Below are 18,427 nucleotides of genomic sequence, written 5' to 3'. Positions count from 1 at the left end.
TCCCGCGGCCCGTGTGACGGCGCCGTGCCAAGGTTCCAGCTCTGCAACCAAACGGCCACCGACCTGCGAGCACAGCTGACGGGTCGGTAGGTTATGCCTCGCCGGACCGATGCCCGGGCGCCCTCACCGCGCCCGTGACCGACCGGATGACCTCACCGCTCTCCCAGGGGGATCACCACATGACCGCCGACACACCACGGGACGCCACGGCCTCGCCGCTCCCGCCGGTCTTCCAGCCGCTGCACCCGGACGACCCGCGCGAGGTCGGCGGCTACCGGCTCTTCGCCCGCCTCGGCGCCGGCGGCATGGGCCGGGTCTATCTGTCGTACACCCCGGGCGGCCGTCCGGTGGCGCTCAAGGTGGTCCGCCCGGAGTTCGCCGAGGACGGCGAGTTCCGCCGCCGCTTCGCGCAGGAGGTCAGCAACGCCCAGCGGATCCACGGCCTCTACACGGCCCAGGTGATCGACTCCGGCGGCCTGGACTCGGACGCCCCCTGGCTGGTCACCGCGTACGTGCCGGGCCCGTCGCTGCAGCAGGTGGTCCGCGAGAACGGCGCCCTGCCGGTGCGCACCGTGCTGCTGCTGATGGGCGGCATCGCCGAGGCGCTGCAGGCCATCCACAGCGTCGAGGTGGTGCACCGCGACCTCAAGCCGGCCAACGTGCTGGTGGCCGGCGACGGGCCGCGCGTGATCGACTTCGGTATCGCCCGGGCCGCCGACGCCACCGCGCTGACCGGCACCGGCTACCGGATCGGTTCGCCCGCCTTCATGTCGCCGGAGCAGGCCCAGGGCCGCCCGGTCACCCCGGCCACCGACGTCTTCGCGCTCGGCGCGCTGGCCGCGTACGTGGCCGGCGGCACCGCGCCGTTCGGCGACGGCCCGGACACCGCCGTGCTCTACCGGGTGGTGCACGAGCAGGCCGACCTGGAGGCCGTGCCGGCCGACCTGCGCGAGCTGATCATGCGCTGCCTGGCGAAGTCCCCCGAGGACCGCCCGAAGCCCGCCGAGATCATCGAGATCGCCCGCAACCACCCGTCGGTCGGCGGGCAGCTGCGGTTCGCCGACGACTGGCTGCCCCGACAGGTCAACACCGAGATCACCCGCCGCTCGGACCTGCCGAAGACCCCGCCGACCCCGCTGCCGGCCGCGCCCACCGCGCCTCCGAGCGGCCCGCCGACCACCCCGCCGCAGCCCTTCGCGCCGCCGACCCACCCGGCCACCGCGGCCTCCTTCGGCGTGCCGGACTTCGGCACCCCCCGGCCGCAGCCGGTCACCCCGCCGCCGGGCTTCACCCCGCCGCCACTCGGCGCGTACGGCCCTCCGCAGCCCGGCTACGAGGCCCCCACCGCGCCGGTGCTGCCCTCGCCGCCGACCGTTCAGCTGCGCCAGGAGCCGCCGTCCTACGACACCCCGCCGCCCGGCCCGGTGGTGACGGACACCCCGGCGCCCGAGCCCCGGCGCAAGGGCGTCTCCTGGAAGGTCCTGCTGGTGGTCGCCCTGGTGATGGCCCTCGGCGGCACCGCGGGCGGCGTGGTGCTGGTGAAGAAGCTCGGCGACGACGACAAGAAGAACGACAGCGCGAGCACCGCCCAGCAGAGCCCCGGCAACCAGCCCCAGCCGCTGCCGTCGCAGACCGCGGACGCCGGGGCGGCCGGCTCGCACAGCCCCTCGCCGACCCCGTCGTCCGCCGGGAAGGTGACGGCCGCGCCGTCGGCCACGACCAGCAACGGCGTGACCGCGCCCGCCCGGCCGGTCGGCTACACGCCGCTGCTCGACAAGAAGCCGCTGGCCATCCCCGGCACCGAGGCGTACTACGACTCCTACCGGATCGACCTGGACGGCGGGACGGTCGTGCCGCGCGGCAACGACCTCAAGTGGGGCCTGGGGCTGAACGCCACCGGCAGCAGCAGCAAGGCCAACTCCTTCACCACGGCGGGGGACGACAAGTCCGACTTCGCGGTGATCACCGAGGCCAGCGTGACCCCGGAGCAGTGCGCGATCGCGATCGACTCGCGGCCCGACACCGACCTGTCCTTCAACCGGGTCTCGCCCGGACGCCTGCTCTGCGTCCGCGACCGGCTCACCCGCAACATCGCCATCGCGGTGGTCGAGATCGCCGACGGCACCACCGGCGCCGTCAAGCTCACCGTGAGCACCTGGCGGGCCAGCTGACCGGGCGCCCGCCCGGACTATCCTGACCAGGTCGAATCCCCATCGGACCGGAGCGAACCCGTGTACTTCACCGACCGCGGCATCGAGGAGCTGCAGAACCGGCGCGGCGACGAGGAGGTCACCTTCGAGTGGCTGGCCGAGCGCCTGCGCGAGTTCGTCGACCTCAACCCGGACTTCGAGATCCCGGTCGAGCGGCTGGCCACCTGGCTGGCCCGGCTCGACGACGAGGACGACGAGTGACGCGGTAGACCGTGACCGAAGGGCCCGGGAGGCACCCGCCTCCCGGGCCCTTCGCGTGCCGCGCCCCGTAGGGGGCGTCTCGGGGTTCGTTCCGGGTCGCTCTCCGGGGCGCCCTCGGGGCCGGATCCCTTGACTTCGCCGTCACGCGATATATCGTCTTTGGAAGAGGACGCGATACATCGCGAGTCGTAACGGGAGGCGGCAGACATGAGCCAGTGGACGGTCGAGGGCCCCGACAGGATCACCATCGACGGGGAGGTCGACGCCCTCCACGTACGGATCGTCGGAGGCGCCGTGAACGTGGTGGCCACCGAGGGCCCGGCCCGGCTGGAGGTCACCGAGCTGGAGGGCGAGCCCCTTCAGGTCACCCTCGCCGAGGGGGTGCTGACGGTCACCTACAAGGACCTCAGCTGGAGCGAGTTCGGCGAGTCGGTCAAGTCGGTGCAGTCCATCAAGTCGTTCTTCGGCGGGCTGCGGCGCACCCGCCGGGCCGTGGTCTCGCTGGCCGTACCGGCCGGCGCCAAGGTCAAGGCCGGCACCGTCTCGGCCGGCGCCACCGTCTCCGGCATCACCGCGCCGGTCTCGGTGCACAGCGCCAGCGGCGACGCCACCCTGGTCGGCCTGACCGGCCGGACGGAGGCCCACACCGTCTCCGGGGACGTCGACGCCCAGTCGCTCTCCGGCGACCTCAAGGTCAACACCGCCTCCGGGCAGGTCACCCTGGTCGCCGGCACCTCGGACAACGTGCAGGTCCACTCGGTCAACGGGGACGTCACCCTCGACCTCGACGTGGCCACCCCGTCGGAGATCCGGGTCACCACGGTGAGCGGCTCGGTCGGCGTCCGGCTGCCCTCGCTGGTCGACACCAAGGTCGAGGCGGGTACCAACAGCGGGGACGTCACCAGCACCTTCGAGCAGCTCAAGGTCGGCGGCTCCTGGGGCGCCAAGCGGCTCTCCGGCAAGCTCGGCGACGGCCGGGGCAACCTGGTGGTGACCACCGTCTCCGGCGCCGTCACCGTGCTCCGCCGGCCGGAGGCCGAGGACGACGGCCCCGTGATCGTCAAGGAACTCCCGGCCGGCCCCGACCTCGGCACCGGCCCCGACCTCACCAAGGAGGTCTGAGATGACCCCCGTCTTCGGCCACGGCCGCCTTCGCCTCTACCTGCTGAAGCTGCTCGACGAGGCACCGCGGCACGGCTACGAGGTCATCCGCCTCCTGGAGGAGCGCTTCCAGGGCCTGTACGCGCCCTCGGCCGGCACCGTCTACCCCCGGCTCGCCAAGCTGGAGCAGGAGGGCCTGGTGACGCAGAGCACCGAGGGCGGCCGCAAGGTCTACCGGCTCACCGAGGCCGGCCGGAGCGAGCTGGCGGCCCGCCAGGGCGAGCTGGACGAGCTGGAGCTGGAGATCCGCGACTCGGTGGCCCAGCTCGCCGGGGCGATCCGCGAGGACGTCCGGGACGGCGCCCGGAGCCTGCGTGAGGAGCTGTGGGGGGCGGCGAAGCAGGCACCCCGCCCGGAGGGCGCCGAGAGCGGGGACCCGTGGGCCGGCCCCTGGGGGGACAAGGACGCCTGGCAGCGCGCCAAGGACGAGTTCGCCCAGTTCAAAAAGCAGGCCAAGGAGCAGGCCAAGCGCGCCAAGGAGCAGGAGAAGGCGGCCAAGGCCAAGGCGAAGGCCGCCGAGGAGGAGGCCCGCAGGCTCCGCGAGCAGTCCCGGGCGGCGCGGACGGCCGCCCAGCAGGAGGCGCTGCGGATCAAGCGCCGGGTCGAGCAGCAGGTCCGCGACCACGCGGCCCGCGGCGACTGGCCGACCGGACTGGCCGAGGGGCTCTCCGAACTCACCAAGGGTCTGGCCGGGCTGGCCGACGCCGCCCGCTGGGGCCACCCGGCGCAGGACGCCGAGGCACCCACCGAGAAGGTCAGGGTCACCCGGATCGACCTCGACAAGGACGAGCCGGCCGGCACCGCCCCGGCCGACCTTCCGGCCTGGACCGCGACCGACCCGGCCGGTGACCCGGCCCGCGAGCTGGAGCGGCTGCTCGACCGCTTCCGGGACCAGGTCCGCGACGCGGCCCGGGACGGCGGGGTGACGCCCGAGCGGCTGGCCGAGGCCCGCTCGGTGCTGGGCACGGCCGGCGAGCGGCTGCGCCGCCTGCTGGGCTGACCGGGCCGACGGGTCCGTGCGGGCCGGCGCTCCCCCGGGAGCGCCGGCCCGCCGGCGTTCAGGGGGTGAGCACGATCTTCCCGAAGACGTCGCCCCCGGCGAGCCGGGCGAAGCCCTCCCGGGCCTCGGCGAGCGGCAGCACCGAGTCGATCTGCGGCCGGACGCCGGTGGTGGCGCAGAGCGAGAGCAGCCCGGCCAGCTCCTCCTTGGTGCCCATGGTCGAGCCGACCACCCTGAGCTCCAGGAAGAAGATCCGGTTCAGCTCGGCGGTCTTCGGGTTGGGGCCGGAGGTGGCCCCGGAGATGACCACGGTGCCGCCCGGGCGCAGCGACTTCACCGAGTGCGCCCAGGTCGCGGCGCCGACCGTCTCCATCACCGCGTCCACCCGCTCGGGCAGCCGGGCGCCGCTCTCGAAGGCGGCGTCGGCGCCGAGCTCCACGGCCCGGGCCCGCTTGGCCTCGTCCCGGCCGGTGACCCAGACCCGCAGTCCGGCGGCCTTGCCGAGGACGATCAGGGCGGTCGCCACACCGCCGCCGGCGCCCTGCACCAGCACGGTGTCGCCGGGCTTCACCCCGGCGTTGGTGAACAGCATCCGGTAGGCCGTCAGCCAGGCGGTGGGCAGGCAGGCGGCCTGCTCGAAGCTGAGCCCGGCCGGCTTGGGCAGCAGGTTCCAGGTCGGCACCGCCACCCGCTGGGCGAAGGTGCCCTGGTAGTGCTCGGTGAGGATGGAGCGCCGCTCGTCCGGGCCCACGCCGTGGCCGCTCTGGCCGATCACCGAGTGGACGACCACTTCGTTGCCGTGCTCGTCGACACCGGCGGCGTCGCAGCCGAGGATCATCGGCAGCTTCCCGGCGGGCAGGCCGACCCCGCGCAGCGACCAGAGGTCGTGGTGGTTGAGGCTGGCGGCTCTGACCGTGACCACGCTCCACCCGGGACGCGCCTGCGGTTCGGGGAGTTCGCCCAGCTCCAGCCCGCTCAGCGGGTCGTCGGCGTCGATTCGTGCGGCATAGGCAGCAAACATGGTCCGGACGATAGCGGCGTCGGCCGGGGCCCGGAACAGGCTGTGGCTGTGACGCGCGTCCCGGGTTCGGCCGGGAGCGCGGAGCCGGCCGGGAGCGCCCCCGCCGCAGGGGGCGCTCCCGGCCCGGGCGTCAGCGCCGGGCGACGCCCTCGGCCCGGGCGGCCTCGGCGACGGCCTTGGTGACGGCCGGGGCGACCCGCTCGTCGAACGGCGAGGGGATCACCTTCTGCGGCGTCAGCTCGTCGGCGACCACACCGGCCAGCGCCTTGGCGGCGGCCAGCTTCATGCCCTCGGTGATCCGGGTCGCCCGGACCTGGAGGGCGCCGGCGAAGATGCCGGGGAAGGCCAGCACGTTGTTGATCTGGTTCGGGAAGTCGCTGCGACCGGTGGCGACGACCGCCGCGTACTTGTGCGCGACCTCCGGGTGGATCTCCGGGTTCGGGTTGGCCATCGCGAAGATGAAGGCGCCCTCGGCCATGGTGGCCACGACCTCCTCCGGCACGGTCCCGCCGGAGACGCCGATGAAGACGTCGGCGCCGGCCAGCGCGTCGGCCAGCGAGCCCTTGACGCCGGTCCGGTTGGTCTGCGCGGCGATCTCGGCCTTGACGTCGGTCAGGTCGCCGCGGCCCTCGTACACGACGCCCCGGCGGTCGCAGACCGCCACGTCGCCGATGCCGGCGGCGACCAGCATCTTGGCGATCGCGATCCCGGCCGCGCCGGCGCCGGAGATGACGGCCCGCAGGGTGCCGATCTCCCGGCCGGTCACCCGGGCCGCGTTCCAGAGCGCCGCGGTGGTGACGATCGCGGTGCCGTGCTGGTCGTCGTGGAAGATCGGGATGTCCAGCGCCTCCTGGAGGCGGCGCTCGATCTCGAAGCAACGGGGCGCGGAGATGTCCTCCAGGTTGACGCCGCCGAAGGAGGGCGCCAGCCGGACGACGGTCTCGACGATCTCGTCCACCCCGGTGCAGGCGAGCGCGATCGGCACCGCGTCCACACCGCCGAACTGCTTGAACAGGATGGCCTTGCCCTCCATGACGGGCAGCGAGGCCTCCGGGCCGATGTCGCCGAGGCCCAGCACCGCGGTGCCGTCGGTGACGACGGCGACCGTGTTGGCCTTCCAGGTGTAGTCGTTCACCAGCTCCGGCTGCTCGGCGATGGCCGTGCAGACCCGTGCGACACCGGGGGTGTAGGCGAGGGACAGGTCGTCCGCGTCGCGCACCGGAACGGTCGCCCGGACCTCCATCTTGCCGCCGCGGTGGAGCGCGAAAACGGCATCGACCGGATCGACGGTGTCCTGGGTGCTGCTGTGGATGATCTCCGCTGCCACGATGACCTCTTCGTCATTGATCAGCGAGGACGCGTGGCCGACGGGCGGACGACCCGGCCGGAAACTTGAAACCGGGTACGCCGAGGCGGACCCGGGGAGGGCTGGATCGGGGCGCCGCCGTCGGGGCCGCGCCCTCGGAATGAGGGTTGTGTAACTGTTGAGCCTGCGCTGTGCTGCTGCTTCTTCTTCCCGGGCCGAGCGTAGGTCGGACGACGGCATCGCACCTATGCCTTTTCGTCCTCGTCGCGCGTGCTTCCTCCGCATCGCGGCCAAAAGACGGGGTGCCTGGTGTCTGGAACACCGGGCACCGGTGGCGGCAACAGCGGACGAGCACGCGCACTCGCAGGAGTGAACCAGGACACGACGGGGAGGCGGTGCCTCGGATACGGAGTCGGCGTCGTCGTGGACTTCCGTTCCTGCGCACCCCGAGCCTGTCGCGACTCGGTGGTCCGGTTCGAGCATCGGGGGTCACCCGGTACTGGATTCTGACACACCCGCCGCCGGGACCGGCAGGTCGGGATGGGAGGATCCCTTCTTCCGCCGTCTCGCGTACATCTCCGCGACGGCGTGGCGACACCACCTCCCTCCCACAGGAGCACCCTCATGCACCACCGCGCCCACCCCCGCCGACCGGCCGCCGCGGCCCTCTGCCTGGCCACCGCCGGCGCCCTGCTGCTGACCGGTTGCGGCGGCGACGAGCAGGCCGCCGCGAAGGACCCGGTCCAGGAGCTCCGGGGCCGCATCCCCCAGGCGCAGCGCACCGCGGGCGTGCTCCGGATCGCCTCGGACCTCAACTACGCGCCGGTGGACTTCCGGGGTGCGGACGGCAAGCCGGACGGCATCGACCCCGACATCGCCAACGCCGTCGGCAAGATCCTCGGCCTGCGGATCGAGGTCGTCGACACCCCGTTCGAGAAGCTGATACCGAACCTGCACGCCAAGCAGGTCGACGTGGCGATGTCCGGTCTGAGCGACATCCGCCAGCGCCGTGACGGCGTCGACGAGGCGGGCAAGCAGGTCGACCCGGGCGTGGACTTCGTGGACTACTTCATCGCCGGTACCTCGATCATCGTCCAGAAGGGCAACCCCAAGGGCGTCCGCACCCTGGACGACCTGTGCGGCCGGGTCGTCGCGGTGCAGCAGAACACCACCCAGGACGAGATCGTCGCCCGCCAGGTGCTGGCCTGCGGCCGGAGCGGCAAGCCGCTGACCGTCCACAAGTTCGACAGCGACGCCAAGGCGCTGGCCGAGGTCGCCGCGGGCACGGCGGCCGCCGGCCTGGACGACTTCCCGGTGGCCGCGTACGCGGCGAAGACCACCGACGGCGGCAACCGCTTCGAGGTGACCGGCGCGCAGTCCCGGTCGAACCCGTACGGGATCGCGGTGCGCAAGGGGGACACCGACCTGCGCGACGTGCTGACCAAGGCGGTGGACCAGCTGATCCGCAGCGGCGAGTACGACAAGATCCTCGCCAAGTGGAACGTCGCCGCGGGGGCGGCCCAGAACGCGGTGGTCAACGGCGGCATCTGAGCGGCCGCGCGGGGGCAGGCACCGGGCGCCGTCTCGGGCGCCGTCACCGGGCGTCATCACCGGGCGTGGCGGCCGGGGGACCCGTCCGGCGGGCACACGGGCGGGCCTCCGGGCAGAGCGCGGGGAGATCTGCATACTTATACGCAGGGTGACAGGGACACGGTATTGGTCCGAATAGCGGACAGTGTGACCCCCCGTTATCCGATTTTGATCTGAATGAGGGCCATCCGACCGTCATCAGATGGCAGGATTCCCCCCATCTCCGATCGAGCCGGCCACTGGTCGAGGCGGTTCGATCAACGTCCACCTCGGCGGAGGGTGGCGGAAGCAGTACCACGCACCACCCTGCGCGAAGCCTGCTCAGGCCCAGCACGACCGGCTCTGCCCGTTCGACGACGTACAGCGACATACACCCCGTACAGCGCCGTACGGCCTGCTGCCCCGGTGTGCCGCTCCCCGCGGCGCGCTCCGCCCGACCTCTCCCTCAGGAGGAGATCCCCCATGACCGCCCGTACCCCGCGCACCCGTCTCCTCGCCGCCGGCGCGGTACTCGCGTCCGTCTCCCTGGCCCTCACCGCCTGTAGCAGCAGCAAGGACGAGAGCACCGGCGCCCCCAACGCCGGCGCGACCGTCAACGAGGTGAAGGCCGACGACAAGCTGGTCGCCCTCGTCCCCGCCGACATCAAGTCCGCCGGGAAGCTCACGGTCGGCTCGGACGCCTCGTACGCGCCCAACGAGTTCAAGGCCGACAACGGCAAGATCGAGGGCATGGACGTCGACCTGATCACCGCGGTCGCCGCCAGGCTCGGTCTCAAGGTCGACGTCCAGGACTCCGGTTTCACCGCGATCATCCCCGGTATCCAGTCGAACAAGTTCCAGATCGGCATGTCGTCCCTGACGGACAACAAGGAGCGCGAGCAGACCGTCGACATGGTCACCTACTTCAACGCGGGCAGCGCCGTCGCGGTGAAGAAGGGCAACCCGGACAAGATCGACCCCGCCGACCTGTGCGGCAAGAAGGTCGCCGTCCAGACCGGCACCACGCAGGCGCAGGAGATCACCGACACCCGCAACCCCGCCTGCGCCCAGGCCGGCAAGCCGGGCATCGTCAACGACGGTGACAAGTTCGACCTCCAGACCGACGTCACCAACGCCGTGGTCTCCGGCCGCGACCAGCTCATGATGGCCGACTCCCCGGTCGTCGACTACGCGGTCAAGCAGTCCGGCGGGCAGCTGGAGAAGGTCGGCGCCACCTACGACGCCGCCCCCTACGGCATCGCGCTGGCCAAGGGCTCGGCCCTCACCCCCGCCGTCCAGAGCGCCGTGCAGTCGCTGATCGACGACGGCACCTACAAGCAGATCCTCTCCAAGTGGGGCGTCGAGGCCGGTGCGATCGACAAGTCGACCGTCAACGGCGCCGTCAGCTGACCCTCCGCCTGACTCTCTCTCCCCCGAGGCCACACCGTGAACTCTCTGGACAAGGGGAAGGCGACGAAGGGACGGCCTGAGACCATCAAGGCCGTCCCCGTGCGCCACCCCGGACGCTGGGCGGGCGCCGTCGTCATCGCCCTGCTCGCGGCGATGCTGCTGAGCGCCCTCTTCACCAATCCCGCCTTCAAGTGGGACATCGTCGGGAAGTACCTCTTCCACGACAGCATCGTGCACGGCATGCTCGTCACGCTGGAGCTGACCGCGCTCGCCATGATCATGGGTGTGGTCGGCGGCATCATCCTCGCGGTGATGCGGCTCTCCCCCAACCCGCTGCTCTCCGGCACCGCGTGGATGTACATCTGGATCTTCCGCGGCACGCCCGTCCTGGTGCAGCTGGTCTTCTGGAACTTCCTCGGCCTGATCTGGGCCAAGCTCTCGATCGGCGTACCGTGGGGACCGGAGTTCTGGTCCGAGTCCACCAACGTGCTGATCCCGACCTTCGTCGCCGCCCTGCTGGGCCTGGGCCTCAACGAGGCCGCCTACATGGCGGAGATCGTCCGCGGCGGCATCCAGTCGGTCGACGAGGGCCAGAGCGAGGCCTCGCACGCGCTCGGCATGAGCCGCTTCCAGACCATGCGGCGGATCGTGCTCCCGCAGGCCATGCGGGTGATCATCCCGCCCACCGGCAACGAGACCATCTCGATGCTGAAGACCACCTCGCTGGTCAGCGTGATCTCCCTGGAGGAGATCTTCCGGGCCGGCCAGGTGATCTACTCGCGCAACTACCAGAACATCCCGCTGCTGATCGTGGTCAGCCTCTGGTACCTGTTCTTCACGTCGCTGCTGACCATCGGCCAGTACTACATCGAGCGGCACTACGCCCGCGGCTCCAACCGGACGCTCCCGCCCACGCCGATCCAGCGGCTGCGGAGGCTGTTCGCCGGGAAGCCCACCCCGAAGACCACCGCCGACGTGGTCCCGGGGCTTGAGGGAGGTGGTCACGTATGACCGATCTGACCAAGACCCCCGCCGACGCCGGCAACGGCGGCCCGATGGTCCGCGCCGAGGACGTCCACAAGTCCTACGGCACGGTCCAGGTGCTCAAGGGCATCGACCTGGAGGTCAAGCAGGGTGAGGTGTTCTGCCTGATCGGCCCCTCCGGCTCCGGCAAGTCGACCTTCCTGCGGTGCATCAACCACCTGGAGAAGATCAACGCCGGCCGGCTCTGGGTCGACGGCGAGCTGGTCGGCTACCGGCAGAAGGGCGACCGGCTCTACGAGCTCCGGGAGAACGAGGTCGCGCTCAAGCGGCGCGACATCGGCATGGTGTTCCAGCGCTTCAACCTGTTCCCGCACATGACCGCCCTGGAGAACGTCATCGAGGCGCCGGTGCAGGTCAAGGGCGAGTCCAAGGCGGACGCCCGGACCCGCGGGATGGCCCTGCTGGAGCGGGTCGGCCTGGCCGACAAGGCGAAGAACTACCCCTCGCAGCTCTCCGGCGGCCAGCAGCAGCGGGTCGCGATCGCCCGGGCGCTGGCCATGAAGCCCAAGCTGATGCTCTTCGACGAGCCCACCTCGGCGCTCGACCCGGAGCTGGTCGGCGACGTCCTGGACGTCATGCGCGGCCTCGCCGAGGAGGGCATGACCATGGTCGTGGTGACCCACGAGATGGGCTTCGCCCGCGAGGTCGGCGACGCCCTGGTCTTCATGGACGGCGGGGTGGTGGTGGAGTCCGGCAACCCCCGCGACGTCCTCACCGACCCCCAGCACGAGCGCACCCGCGCGTTCCTCTCCAAGGTGCTCTGAGCGCACCGGCACGGCGCCCGGCAGGCCGGTCCTGCCGGGCGCCGACGTTTTCCCCGCCCGGGTAATAGGCTGGAGCTAGTCAGCCCGTTACCGACTCTGGAAGGACCACCGTGGAGCTCGCCTCGTACGCCGAACGGGCCGTTCGGCTGGTGAACACCGAGGAGCCCGAGCGCGGCACCGACACCCTGACCTCCGTGGACGCCGTGCGGTCGCTGTTCTCCGAATCCTCCCGGGCCGCCGCGCTCGCCGACGAGTCGGACCTGCCGCGGCTGCGCGCCGTCCGGACCAGGCTGCGCGGAGTGTTCGAGGCCGCCGCCGAGGGGGACGAGATCCGCGGCGTCGACCTGCTGAACAGCCTGCTGATGGAGTACCCCGTCAGCCCGCTGGTCTCCGGGCACGACTACCTGGACGACGCCGGGCGGCCGCGCTGGCACCTGCACCTCGCCGACAACTCGCCCACCGCCACCGCGCACTTCAGCGCCGTCGCCTGCATGGGACTGGCCGTCCACCTGACCGAGCTGGGCGCCGACCGGCTCGGCATCTGCCAGGCCTCGCCCTGCCGCAACGCCTACCTGGACACCTCCACCAACCGCTCCCGGCGGTACTGCTCCGACCGGTGCGCCACCCGCGCCAACGTCGCCGCGTACCGGGCCCGCAAGCGGCAGGAGGCCCAGGACGCCTCGGCCCTGGCCGGGGGCTGACCGGTACCCCGGCTACCAGGCGCCGGGTTCGACCCAGACGCCCAGCCGGCGGGCGAGGCCCGGGATCCGGGCCGGCGGGCCGGCCAGCAGCAGCCGCTCCAGCCGGTGCCCCGGGGCCAGCCAGGCCGGGCGCGGGCGCAGCCGCAGCAGCACCCGACCGAGCACCAGCTCGTCCGGGACGGCGCCGTAACTGCGGCTGTCACTGTCGACCGGCCGGTTGTCGGAGAGCAGCCACCAGCCCTTGGCCCGCCGCTCGACGGCCCGCTTCACCACCAGCAGGTCCTGCTGGAAGGGGTGACGGAACACCACCACCGCCCCCGGTCTGATCCGCGCGCCGTACCTGACCAGGAGCCGGTCGCCCTCGCGCAGGGTCGGCACCATCGAGGGCCCCGCCACGTCGATCAGCCCGAACGGCGCGCCACCCCCCGGGGTGCCGCCCTCCGGTTCCGTCATCCGCGCCACGCCTGCTCCTCCCGGCTCGCCGCGTCCAGTCTGCCGTACGGGCCGTCCGCGGCCGATGCCCGAATTGGCCCGGTTCCGGCTCCGCCTTTTGCCCTAGGCCCGCCGCCCGGCCGCGAAACCCGGTGCCCGGAAGGGTAATCTCGCTCGCGGGAAGACGATCTAAGGAAGGACTCCCATGTTCTCTCGTCTGTTTGCACCGCGCGCCACCGCCCACGCCCACTGCGACCTCCCCTGCGGCGTGTACGACCCCGCGCAGGCCCGGATCGAGGCCGAGTCGGTCAAGGGCACCCAGGAGAAGTACCAGGCCAACGAGGACCCGGCGTTCCGCACCCGCGCCCTGATCATCAAGGAGCAGCGCGCCGAGGCCGTCAAGCACCACATCTCGGTGCTGTGGAGCGACTACTTCAAGGCCCCGCACTTCGAGAAGTACCCGCAGCTGCACCAGCTGATCAACGACACCCTGAAGGCCGCCTCGGCCGCCAAGGCGTCGACGGACCCGGCCACCGGCCAGGCCCTGCTCGACCTGATCGCCGAGGTCGACAAGATCTTCTGGGAGACCAAGCAGGCCTGATCACCGATCAGGCACCGCCGACCGCCCCCGTCCGCAGCGCCGGACGGGGGCGGTCGCGCGTTTTCGCGCGCGCGAACCCGGTAAGGGTCGCTCTGGCCCGGCGCTTGTTATGCTGCCAGGGCGTCCGAGGGAGAAGTCCGGTGTGAATCCGGCGCTGACCCGCAACGGTGGGCGGAGCCCTGTGCCCGCGAGCCCGATCGCCCTGGGACGCCGATCTCCCGACAACTCGCCGTGGACTGCGAGGGGATGGCGCCCCGGCAGCTCCGTGCCCGGGCGCGCCGCCTCGCTGCCGTCCGCGGCCCGAGGCGAAGGCGCGCCGCCCGTGAGCACCGCAGTGACCGCACCGGCCCCCGTACCGGCGGCCCGTCGAATACCCGTCGCGGCGCTCGCCGCCGGCCTGCTCGCGGCGCTGCTGCTCTCGCTGGTCTGCGGGGTGGCTCTCGGCGCCTCCGGACTCGGCTGGGCCCGCGTCCTGCGGCTGCTGGGCGCCGGACTGACGGGCGGTCGGCTCGACGCCGGGGAGGCCGCCGCGTACGCGATCGTCTGGGAGATCCGGCTGCCGCGCACGGTGCTGGCCGCCGTGGTCGGCGCCGGGCTCGCGGCCACCGGGGTCGCGGTGCAGGCGATGGTCCGCAACGCGCTGGCCGACCCGTTCGTGCTGGGCATCTCCTCCGGCGCCTCGGTCGGCGCCAACGCCGTGCTGCTGCTGGGCGCGTTCGCCTCGCTCGGGGTCTGGGCGATCTCGGTCTCCGCGTTCGCCGCCGCCCTGCTGGCGATGGTCCTGGTGTACGCCGCCGCCCGGACGGCGTACGGACTCACCCCGCTGCGGCTGGTGCTGACCGGTACCGCGATGTCCTACGGGTTCTCGGCGGTGACGGCGCTGATGGTGTTCGGCGCCGCGCGCGGTGAGGCCGCCCGCAGCGCCATGATGTGGCTGCTCGGCAGCCTCGGCGGGGCGACCTGGGGGTCCGTCCCGATCGCCGCCGCCACCGTGCTGGCCGGTCTCGCCTACCTGGCCGGCGCGGCCGGGCGGCTGGACGCCCTCGCCATGGGCGACGAGACGGCGGCCTCGCTCGGGGTGGACGGCGACCGGCTGCGCCGCGAGCTGTTCGTGGTGACGGCCGCCGTCACCGGCACCGTGGTCGCGGTCAGCGGCGCGATCGGCTTCGTCGGCCTGATGGTGCCGCACCTGACCCGGATGCTGGTCGGCGCCGGGCACCGCCGGGTGCTGCTGGTCGCGCCGCTCGCCGGGGCGCTGCTGCTGGTCTGGGTGGACATCGTCTCGCGCACCCTGCTGGCGCCGGCCGAACTGCCGGTCGGGGTGGTCACCGCCGTCCTCGGGGTGCCCTGCTTCCTGCTGCTGATGCGCCGTCGCGGCTACACCTTCGGAGGCCGCTGATGGATCTCGCCCTCGACGGCGTCTCGGTGGACCTGGCCGGCACCCGGCTGGTCCACGACGTCACCCTCGGCGCCGCCGCCGGGCAGGTGGTCGGCCTGGTCGGGCCCAACGGCAGCGGCAAGTCGACCCTGCTGCGCTGCGTCTACCGGGCGCTGCGCCCGGCTGCCGGCGCCGTCCGGCTGGACGGCGAGGACCTGCACGCGCTCGCCGCCCGCGAGGCCGCCCGGCGGGTGGCCGCGCTGCCGCAGGAGCACTCCGCCGAGTTCGACTTCACGGTGGCCGAGGTGGTCGGCATGGGCCGGCTGCCGCACCGCGGCGGCTTCGCCCGGCCGACCGCCGAGGACACCGGGCGGTGCGCCCGCGCCCTGCGGCGGGTGGGCGCGGACCACCTGGCCGGGCGCGGCTTCCTGAGCCTGTCCGGGGGCGAGAAGCAGCGGGTGCTGATCGCCCGCGCGCTGGTCCAGGAGCCCCGGGTGCTGGTGCTCGACGAGCCCACCAACCACCTGGACATCGCCCACCAGTTGGAGGTGCTGGCGCTGGTCCGGGAGGCCGGTACGACCGTGCTCACGGCCCTGCACGACCTCAATCTGGCGGCCGGCCACTGCGACCTGCTGTACGTCATCGCGGCCGGCCGGATCGTCGCCTCCGGACCGCCGGCCGAGGTCCTGGAGCCGGCCCTGCTGGCCGAGGTGTTCGGCGTCCGCGCGACGCCCGTGAAGCACCCGGGGACCGGCGCCGTCCAGTTGCTCTTCGACCGGCTCGGCCGGACCTCCCCCGGCCCCGCCGACTCCGCCGACCCCCCCTGCTGAGGAAACCCCATGCGTATTAAGGCCGTTGCCACCGCCGCCCTGCTCACCCTCGCGCTGACCGCCTGCGGCGCCGAGATCGCCCCCGCCGGGGACGCCGCCGCCGGCTCCGCCCACTACCCGGTGACCGTCGACAACTGCGGTACGAAGGTCACCTTCGAGCGGAAGCCGGCCCGGACGGTGACCAACGACGTGGGCATCACCGAGCTGATGTTCGCGCTCGGCCTGGCCGACCGGATGGCCGGCTACGTGATGCCCGACGACAAGGGCCAGGTCGACAAGGTGGCCTGGAAGGACGGCTACCAGCAGGCCAGGTGGCTCTCCAAGCAGCAGATCACCAAGGAGATCGCGCTGGAGGCGAAGGCCGACCTGGTCTTCGCCGGGTGGCACTACGGCTTCGACGAGGCCGGCGGCTTCACCCCGCAGGCGCTGGCCGGTCTCGGCATCGGCTCGTACGTGCTCAGCGAGTCCTGCCGCAGCGGCAAGGGCCCCGAGCGCGGGGTGATGTCCCCGCTGGACGCGCTCTACACCGACCTGGCCAACCTGGGCGAGATCTTCGACGTCCGGGACCGGGCCGACGCGCTGATCGCCGACTTCCGGGCGCAGGTCGCCGCCGTCCCGCAGCCCGAGCGCCGGCCGCGCGTCTTCCTGTACGACAGCGGCGAGGACAAGCCGTACACCTCGGGGAAGTTCGCCGCGCCCCAGGAGATCATCGCCAGGGCCGGCGGGGAGAACGTGATGGGCGACCTCGCCGACTCCTGGACCACCGTGGGCTGGGAGAGCGTGGTCCAGCGCGACCCCGAGGTGATCGTGATCAACAACTACGGCTCCCCGGACGCCGAGGCCAAGCGGAAGTTCCTCACGTCCTTCCCGCCGCTGGCCGGCGTCTCCGCCGTCCGCAACGGGCGGATCTTCGTCCTGGACTACGTCGACCTGGTGGAGAGCCCGCGCAACCCGGCCGCGATCACCGCGCTCGCGGCCCACCTGCGCGGTGTGACGGCCGGCTGAGCCGCGGCGGGGCGGGCGTACGCTCGGAGGTACGAGCCGACGGAACCGACCGGAGGAGCGAGAACATGAGCACCATGGCCGCGCCGTCCGCCTTCGACACCGGCGTGCTGCGCGAGGGCATCGAGCGCGGCGACGCCGACGCGCTGCTGGCGCTGTACGCGGACGACGCCGAACTGCGCGTGGTCGACCGCGAGACCCAGCCCAGCCACCCGCTGGTGGTGCACGGCCGGGACGAGATCGGCGCCCTGCTGAACGACGTCTACGGCCGGGAGACGCGCCACACGCTGGAGCGGGTGGTCCTGGACGGCGACCGCCTCGCCTTCATGGAGTCCTGCCGCTATCCCGACGGGGTCCGGGTGCTGGTCACCTCGGTCGCCGACCTGCGGGAGGGCCGGATCGTCGACCAGACCTCGATCCAGGCCTGGGACGAGGACGGGCGGGCCAAGTAGGCTCGTGGCATGATCCGCACCGCCGTAGTCACCGATGTCCCGGTCATTCACGCCATGATCCGCGAACTCGCGGAGTACGAGAAGGCACCGCACGAGGCGGTCGCCACCGAGGAACAGCTGCGCGAGGCGCTGTTCGGCGCCGCCCCGGCGGTGTTCGGGCTGGTCGCCGAGGACGACACCACCGGCGAGCCGGTCGGGTTCGCGGTCTGGTTCCTCAACTTCTCGACCTGGCGCGGGACGCACGGGATCTACCTGGAGGACCTCTACGTCCGCCCGCAGGCCCGCGGCGGCGGCCACGGCAAGGCGCTGCTGCTGGAGCTGGCCCGGATCGCCGTCGAGCGCGGCTACTCGCGGGTGGAGTGGTCGGTGCTGGACTGGAACGAGCCCTCGATCAACTTCTACAAGTCGCTGGGCGCGGTGCAGATGGACGAGTGGACCGTGCACCGGCTCACCGGCCCGGCGCTCACCGCGGCCGGCACCCGCTGACCGACCGGGTGCCACGAGTCCCTCCCGGGGGCTGCCACCCTGCGTCGCGAGGGCCTACCATGAGTGACCCTCGCACCCGGTGTCGCTCGTTCCCGTGAAGGCGGGACCGGATCGCGACATCCGCCCACCGATAGCGGTAACGTCTCGGGCGGATGCGCGGCGTCCGACCACCCCTCCCGGGGTATGACCGGTACGTACCGCACCACCCCTCTGGACAGTTGGGGCGAAGCAGTTGAGCCAAGCAACAGACAGTGCCGCGGCCACCGGCCCGGAAGCACAGCGCGTCACCCAGGAGGTGAGGGTGTCCCAGATCGACGGCGAGCCCGGAGTACAGGACTTCGTGGAGGTCCGGCTGCCCGCGGCGGGGGCCTACCTCTCGGTGCTGCGAACAGCGACGGCGGGGCTGGCGGCCCGGCTGGACTTCACGCTGGACGAGATCGAGGACCTCCGGATCGCGGTGGACGAGGCCTGCGCCATCCTGCTCCAGCAGGCGGTGCCCGGCTCCGTCCTCTCCTGCGAGTTCCGGCTGGTGGGCGACTCGCTGAAGGTCATCGTCTCCGCCCCGACCACGGACGGCCGTGCCCCGGAACGGGACACCTTCGCCTGGACGGTGCTCTCCGCGCTGGCCGGCGAGGTGTTGTCCTCGGTCGCCGAGGACAACACCGTCTCGATCAGCCTGCACAAGAAGCGCGGCGGGTCCGCCGCCCATTAGGGCCGCCACAGCAGCACCGAACAAGAGCCGTCCGTCCGGCGCCACCCGGGCCGGCGGACGGCTCCCGGTACCGCCCACCACGCGGTACGACCAACGAGACGAATCCGGGACCGCCCCAGGTCCCGGTGCTCCCGGAACGGAACGGGG

At 72.5% G+C, this 18,427-nt stretch carries 19 protein-coding genes and 1 riboswitch; of the genes, 16 read left to right on the top strand and 3 right to left on the bottom strand.

All coding sequences use genetic code 11. The annotated features are described in order from the left end of the window. Nucleotides 1–179 precede the first annotated feature (179 nt). The 4 genes from ABZ495_RS08620 to ABZ495_RS08605 all read left to right on the top strand — a co-directional run bounded on the left by ABZ495_RS08620 (nucleotide 180) and on the right by ABZ495_RS08605 (nucleotide 4,572). The gene (locus ABZ495_RS08620; RefSeq protein ID WP_359835007.1) at nucleotides 180–2,171 is read left to right on the top strand and encodes a protein kinase; all 1,992 of its coding nucleotides are present in this window, start codon (nucleotides 180–182) and stop codon (nucleotides 2,169–2,171) included. Nucleotides 2,172–2,231: 60 nt separating this feature from the next. Beyond that, nucleotides 2,232–2,411 (top strand): DUF6104 family protein, encoded by a 180-nt coding sequence (locus ABZ495_RS08615; RefSeq protein WP_063347844.1) that lies wholly within the window; start codon nucleotides 2,232–2,234, stop codon nucleotides 2,409–2,411. Nucleotides 2,412–2,618: 207 nt separating this feature from the next. Further along, on the top strand, nucleotides 2,619–3,533 hold the full coding sequence (locus ABZ495_RS08610) for a DUF4097 family beta strand repeat-containing protein (protein WP_329489570.1): 915 nt from the start codon (nucleotides 2,619–2,621) through the stop codon (nucleotides 3,531–3,533). A 1-nt stretch (nucleotide 3,534) separates the two neighbouring features. Next, entirely contained in the window at nucleotides 3,535–4,572 is a 1,038-nt protein-coding gene (locus ABZ495_RS08605; protein WP_359835005.1) for a PadR family transcriptional regulator, read from the top strand. A gap of 58 nt (nucleotides 4,573–4,630) precedes the next feature. Here the strand turns inward: ABZ495_RS08605 and ABZ495_RS08600 are convergent, their stop codons facing one another. Then, nucleotides 4,631–5,593 (bottom strand): zinc-binding dehydrogenase, encoded by a 963-nt coding sequence (locus ABZ495_RS08600; RefSeq protein ID WP_352293130.1) that lies wholly within the window; start codon nucleotides 5,591–5,593, stop codon nucleotides 4,631–4,633. A gap of 130 nt (nucleotides 5,594–5,723) precedes the next feature. Next, nucleotides 5,724–6,920: an NADP-dependent malic enzyme gene (locus tag ABZ495_RS08595; protein WP_329489567.1), complete on the bottom strand. Its 1,197-nt coding sequence runs from the start codon at nucleotides 6,918–6,920 to the stop codon at nucleotides 5,724–5,726. Between the two features lie 603 nt (nucleotides 6,921–7,523). On the opposite strand from ABZ495_RS08595, the gene ABZ495_RS08590 reads away from it, so the two are divergent. From ABZ495_RS08590 to ABZ495_RS08570, 5 genes are all read left to right on the top strand, one after another. Further along, complete coding sequence (locus tag ABZ495_RS08590) at nucleotides 7,524–8,450, top strand: ABC transporter substrate-binding protein (protein WP_359803198.1); 927 nt, start codon at nucleotides 7,524–7,526, stop codon at nucleotides 8,448–8,450. A 501-nt stretch (nucleotides 8,451–8,951) separates the two neighbouring features. Further along, nucleotides 8,952–9,878, top strand: coding sequence for an ABC transporter substrate-binding protein (locus ABZ495_RS08585; RefSeq protein WP_359803199.1), 927 nt, complete (start codon nucleotides 8,952–8,954; stop codon nucleotides 9,876–9,878). A 36-nt stretch (nucleotides 9,879–9,914) separates the two neighbouring features. Beyond that, nucleotides 9,915–10,889 carry an amino acid ABC transporter permease gene (locus ABZ495_RS08580; protein WP_329489564.1) on the top strand — a complete coding sequence of 325 codons (975 nt, stop codon included), beginning with the start codon at nucleotides 9,915–9,917 and terminating at the stop codon, nucleotides 10,887–10,889. Continuing rightward, nucleotides 10,886–11,686: an amino acid ABC transporter ATP-binding protein gene (locus tag ABZ495_RS08575; protein ID WP_329489563.1), complete on the top strand. Its 801-nt coding sequence runs from the start codon at nucleotides 10,886–10,888 to the stop codon at nucleotides 11,684–11,686. The genes ABZ495_RS08580 and ABZ495_RS08575 overlap by 4 nt, the downstream gene beginning before the upstream one ends. 110 nt (nucleotides 11,687–11,796) lie before the next feature. Continuing rightward, complete coding sequence (locus ABZ495_RS08570; protein WP_329489562.1) at nucleotides 11,797–12,387, top strand: CGNR zinc finger domain-containing protein; 591 nt, start codon at nucleotides 11,797–11,799, stop codon at nucleotides 12,385–12,387. A 12-nt stretch (nucleotides 12,388–12,399) separates the two neighbouring features. Here ABZ495_RS08570 and sodX read toward each other — a convergent pair whose 3' ends face one another. Beyond that, nucleotides 12,400–12,840 carry a nickel-type superoxide dismutase maturation protease gene (sodX, locus tag ABZ495_RS08565; RefSeq protein ID WP_359835040.1) on the bottom strand — a complete coding sequence of 147 codons (441 nt, stop codon included), beginning with the start codon at nucleotides 12,838–12,840 and terminating at the stop codon, nucleotides 12,400–12,402. 184 nt (nucleotides 12,841–13,024) lie between these two features. Here sodX and sodN point away from each other — a divergent pair, with 184 nt between their 5' ends. The 7 genes from sodN to ABZ495_RS08530 all read left to right on the top strand — a co-directional run bounded on the left by sodN (nucleotide 13,025) and on the right by ABZ495_RS08530 (nucleotide 18,280). Next, nucleotides 13,025–13,420 (top strand): superoxide dismutase, Ni, encoded by a 396-nt coding sequence (gene sodN, locus ABZ495_RS08560; RefSeq protein ID WP_063347853.1) that lies wholly within the window; start codon nucleotides 13,025–13,027, stop codon nucleotides 13,418–13,420. Between the two features lie 101 nt (nucleotides 13,421–13,521). Continuing rightward, nucleotides 13,522–13,640: riboswitch (cobalamin riboswitch) on the top strand. A 102-nt stretch (nucleotides 13,641–13,742) separates the two neighbouring features. Beyond that, nucleotides 13,743–14,819, top strand: a complete 1,077-nt coding sequence (locus tag ABZ495_RS08555; RefSeq protein WP_359803200.1) for an iron ABC transporter permease — start codon at nucleotides 13,743–13,745, stop codon at nucleotides 14,817–14,819. Continuing rightward, a complete protein-coding gene (locus tag ABZ495_RS08550) occupies nucleotides 14,819–15,628 on the top strand; it encodes an ABC transporter ATP-binding protein (protein WP_359803202.1) in 810 nt (269 codons plus the stop codon). Before ABZ495_RS08555 ends, ABZ495_RS08550 begins: the two co-directional genes overlap by 1 nt. Before the next feature lie 9 nt (nucleotides 15,629–15,637). After that, complete coding sequence (locus tag ABZ495_RS08545) at nucleotides 15,638–16,633, top strand: ABC transporter substrate-binding protein (RefSeq protein WP_359803204.1); 996 nt, start codon at nucleotides 15,638–15,640, stop codon at nucleotides 16,631–16,633. A 65-nt stretch (nucleotides 16,634–16,698) separates the two neighbouring features. Further along, on the top strand, nucleotides 16,699–17,082 hold the full coding sequence (locus tag ABZ495_RS08540) for a nuclear transport factor 2 family protein (RefSeq protein ID WP_329489558.1): 384 nt from the start codon (nucleotides 16,699–16,701) through the stop codon (nucleotides 17,080–17,082). Between the two features lie 9 nt (nucleotides 17,083–17,091). Beyond that, entirely contained in the window at nucleotides 17,092–17,568 is a 477-nt protein-coding gene (locus tag ABZ495_RS08535) for a GNAT family N-acetyltransferase (RefSeq protein ID WP_359835004.1), read from the top strand. A gap of 301 nt (nucleotides 17,569–17,869) precedes the next feature. Further along, entirely contained in the window at nucleotides 17,870–18,280 is a 411-nt protein-coding gene (locus ABZ495_RS08530; RefSeq protein ID WP_359835002.1) for an anti-sigma regulatory factor, read from the top strand. Nucleotides 18,281–18,427 lie beyond the last annotated feature (147 nt).

The sequence above is a fragment of the Kitasatospora sp. NPDC005748 genome, assembly GCF_040630735.1.
Lineage (GTDB): Bacteria > Actinomycetota > Actinomycetes > Streptomycetales > Streptomycetaceae > Kitasatospora.
Note: the sequence above shows the minus strand (reverse complement) of the source record. Positions and strands in the feature narration are given on the sequence as shown.

Excerpts from the sequence above, each read along its gene's own strand:
- ABZ495_RS08550 (WP_359803202.1), top strand. The coding sequence starts at position 14,819 with ATGGATCTCGCCCTCGACGGCGTCTCGGTGGACCTGGCCGGCACCCGG.
- ABZ495_RS08605 (WP_359835005.1), top strand. The coding sequence starts at position 3,535 with ATGACCCCCGTCTTCGGCCACGGCCGCCTTCGCCTCTACCTGCTGAAG.
- ABZ495_RS08620 (WP_359835007.1), top strand. The coding sequence starts at position 180 with ATGACCGCCGACACACCACGGGACGCCACGGCCTCGCCGCTCCCGCCG.
- ABZ495_RS08540 (WP_329489558.1), top strand. The coding sequence starts at position 16,699 with ATGAGCACCATGGCCGCGCCGTCCGCCTTCGACACCGGCGTGCTGCGC.
- sodN (WP_063347853.1), top strand. The coding sequence starts at position 13,025 with ATGTTCTCTCGTCTGTTTGCACCGCGCGCCACCGCCCACGCCCACTGC.
- ABZ495_RS08545 (WP_359803204.1), top strand. The coding sequence starts at position 15,638 with ATGCGTATTAAGGCCGTTGCCACCGCCGCCCTGCTCACCCTCGCGCTG.
- sodX (WP_359835040.1), bottom strand. The coding sequence starts at position 12,840 with ATGACGGAACCGGAGGGCGGCACCCCGGGGGGTGGCGCGCCGTTCGGG.
- ABZ495_RS08585 (WP_359803199.1), top strand. The coding sequence starts at position 8,952 with ATGACCGCCCGTACCCCGCGCACCCGTCTCCTCGCCGCCGGCGCGGTA.
- ABZ495_RS08575 (WP_329489563.1), top strand. The coding sequence starts at position 10,886 with ATGACCGATCTGACCAAGACCCCCGCCGACGCCGGCAACGGCGGCCCG.
- ABZ495_RS08535 (WP_359835004.1), top strand. The coding sequence starts at position 17,092 with ATGATCCGCACCGCCGTAGTCACCGATGTCCCGGTCATTCACGCCATG.
- ABZ495_RS08610 (WP_329489570.1), top strand. The coding sequence starts at position 2,619 with ATGAGCCAGTGGACGGTCGAGGGCCCCGACAGGATCACCATCGACGGG.
- ABZ495_RS08600 (WP_352293130.1), bottom strand. The coding sequence starts at position 5,593 with ATGTTTGCTGCCTATGCCGCACGAATCGACGCCGACGACCCGCTGAGC.
- ABZ495_RS08590 (WP_359803198.1), top strand. The coding sequence starts at position 7,524 with ATGCACCACCGCGCCCACCCCCGCCGACCGGCCGCCGCGGCCCTCTGC.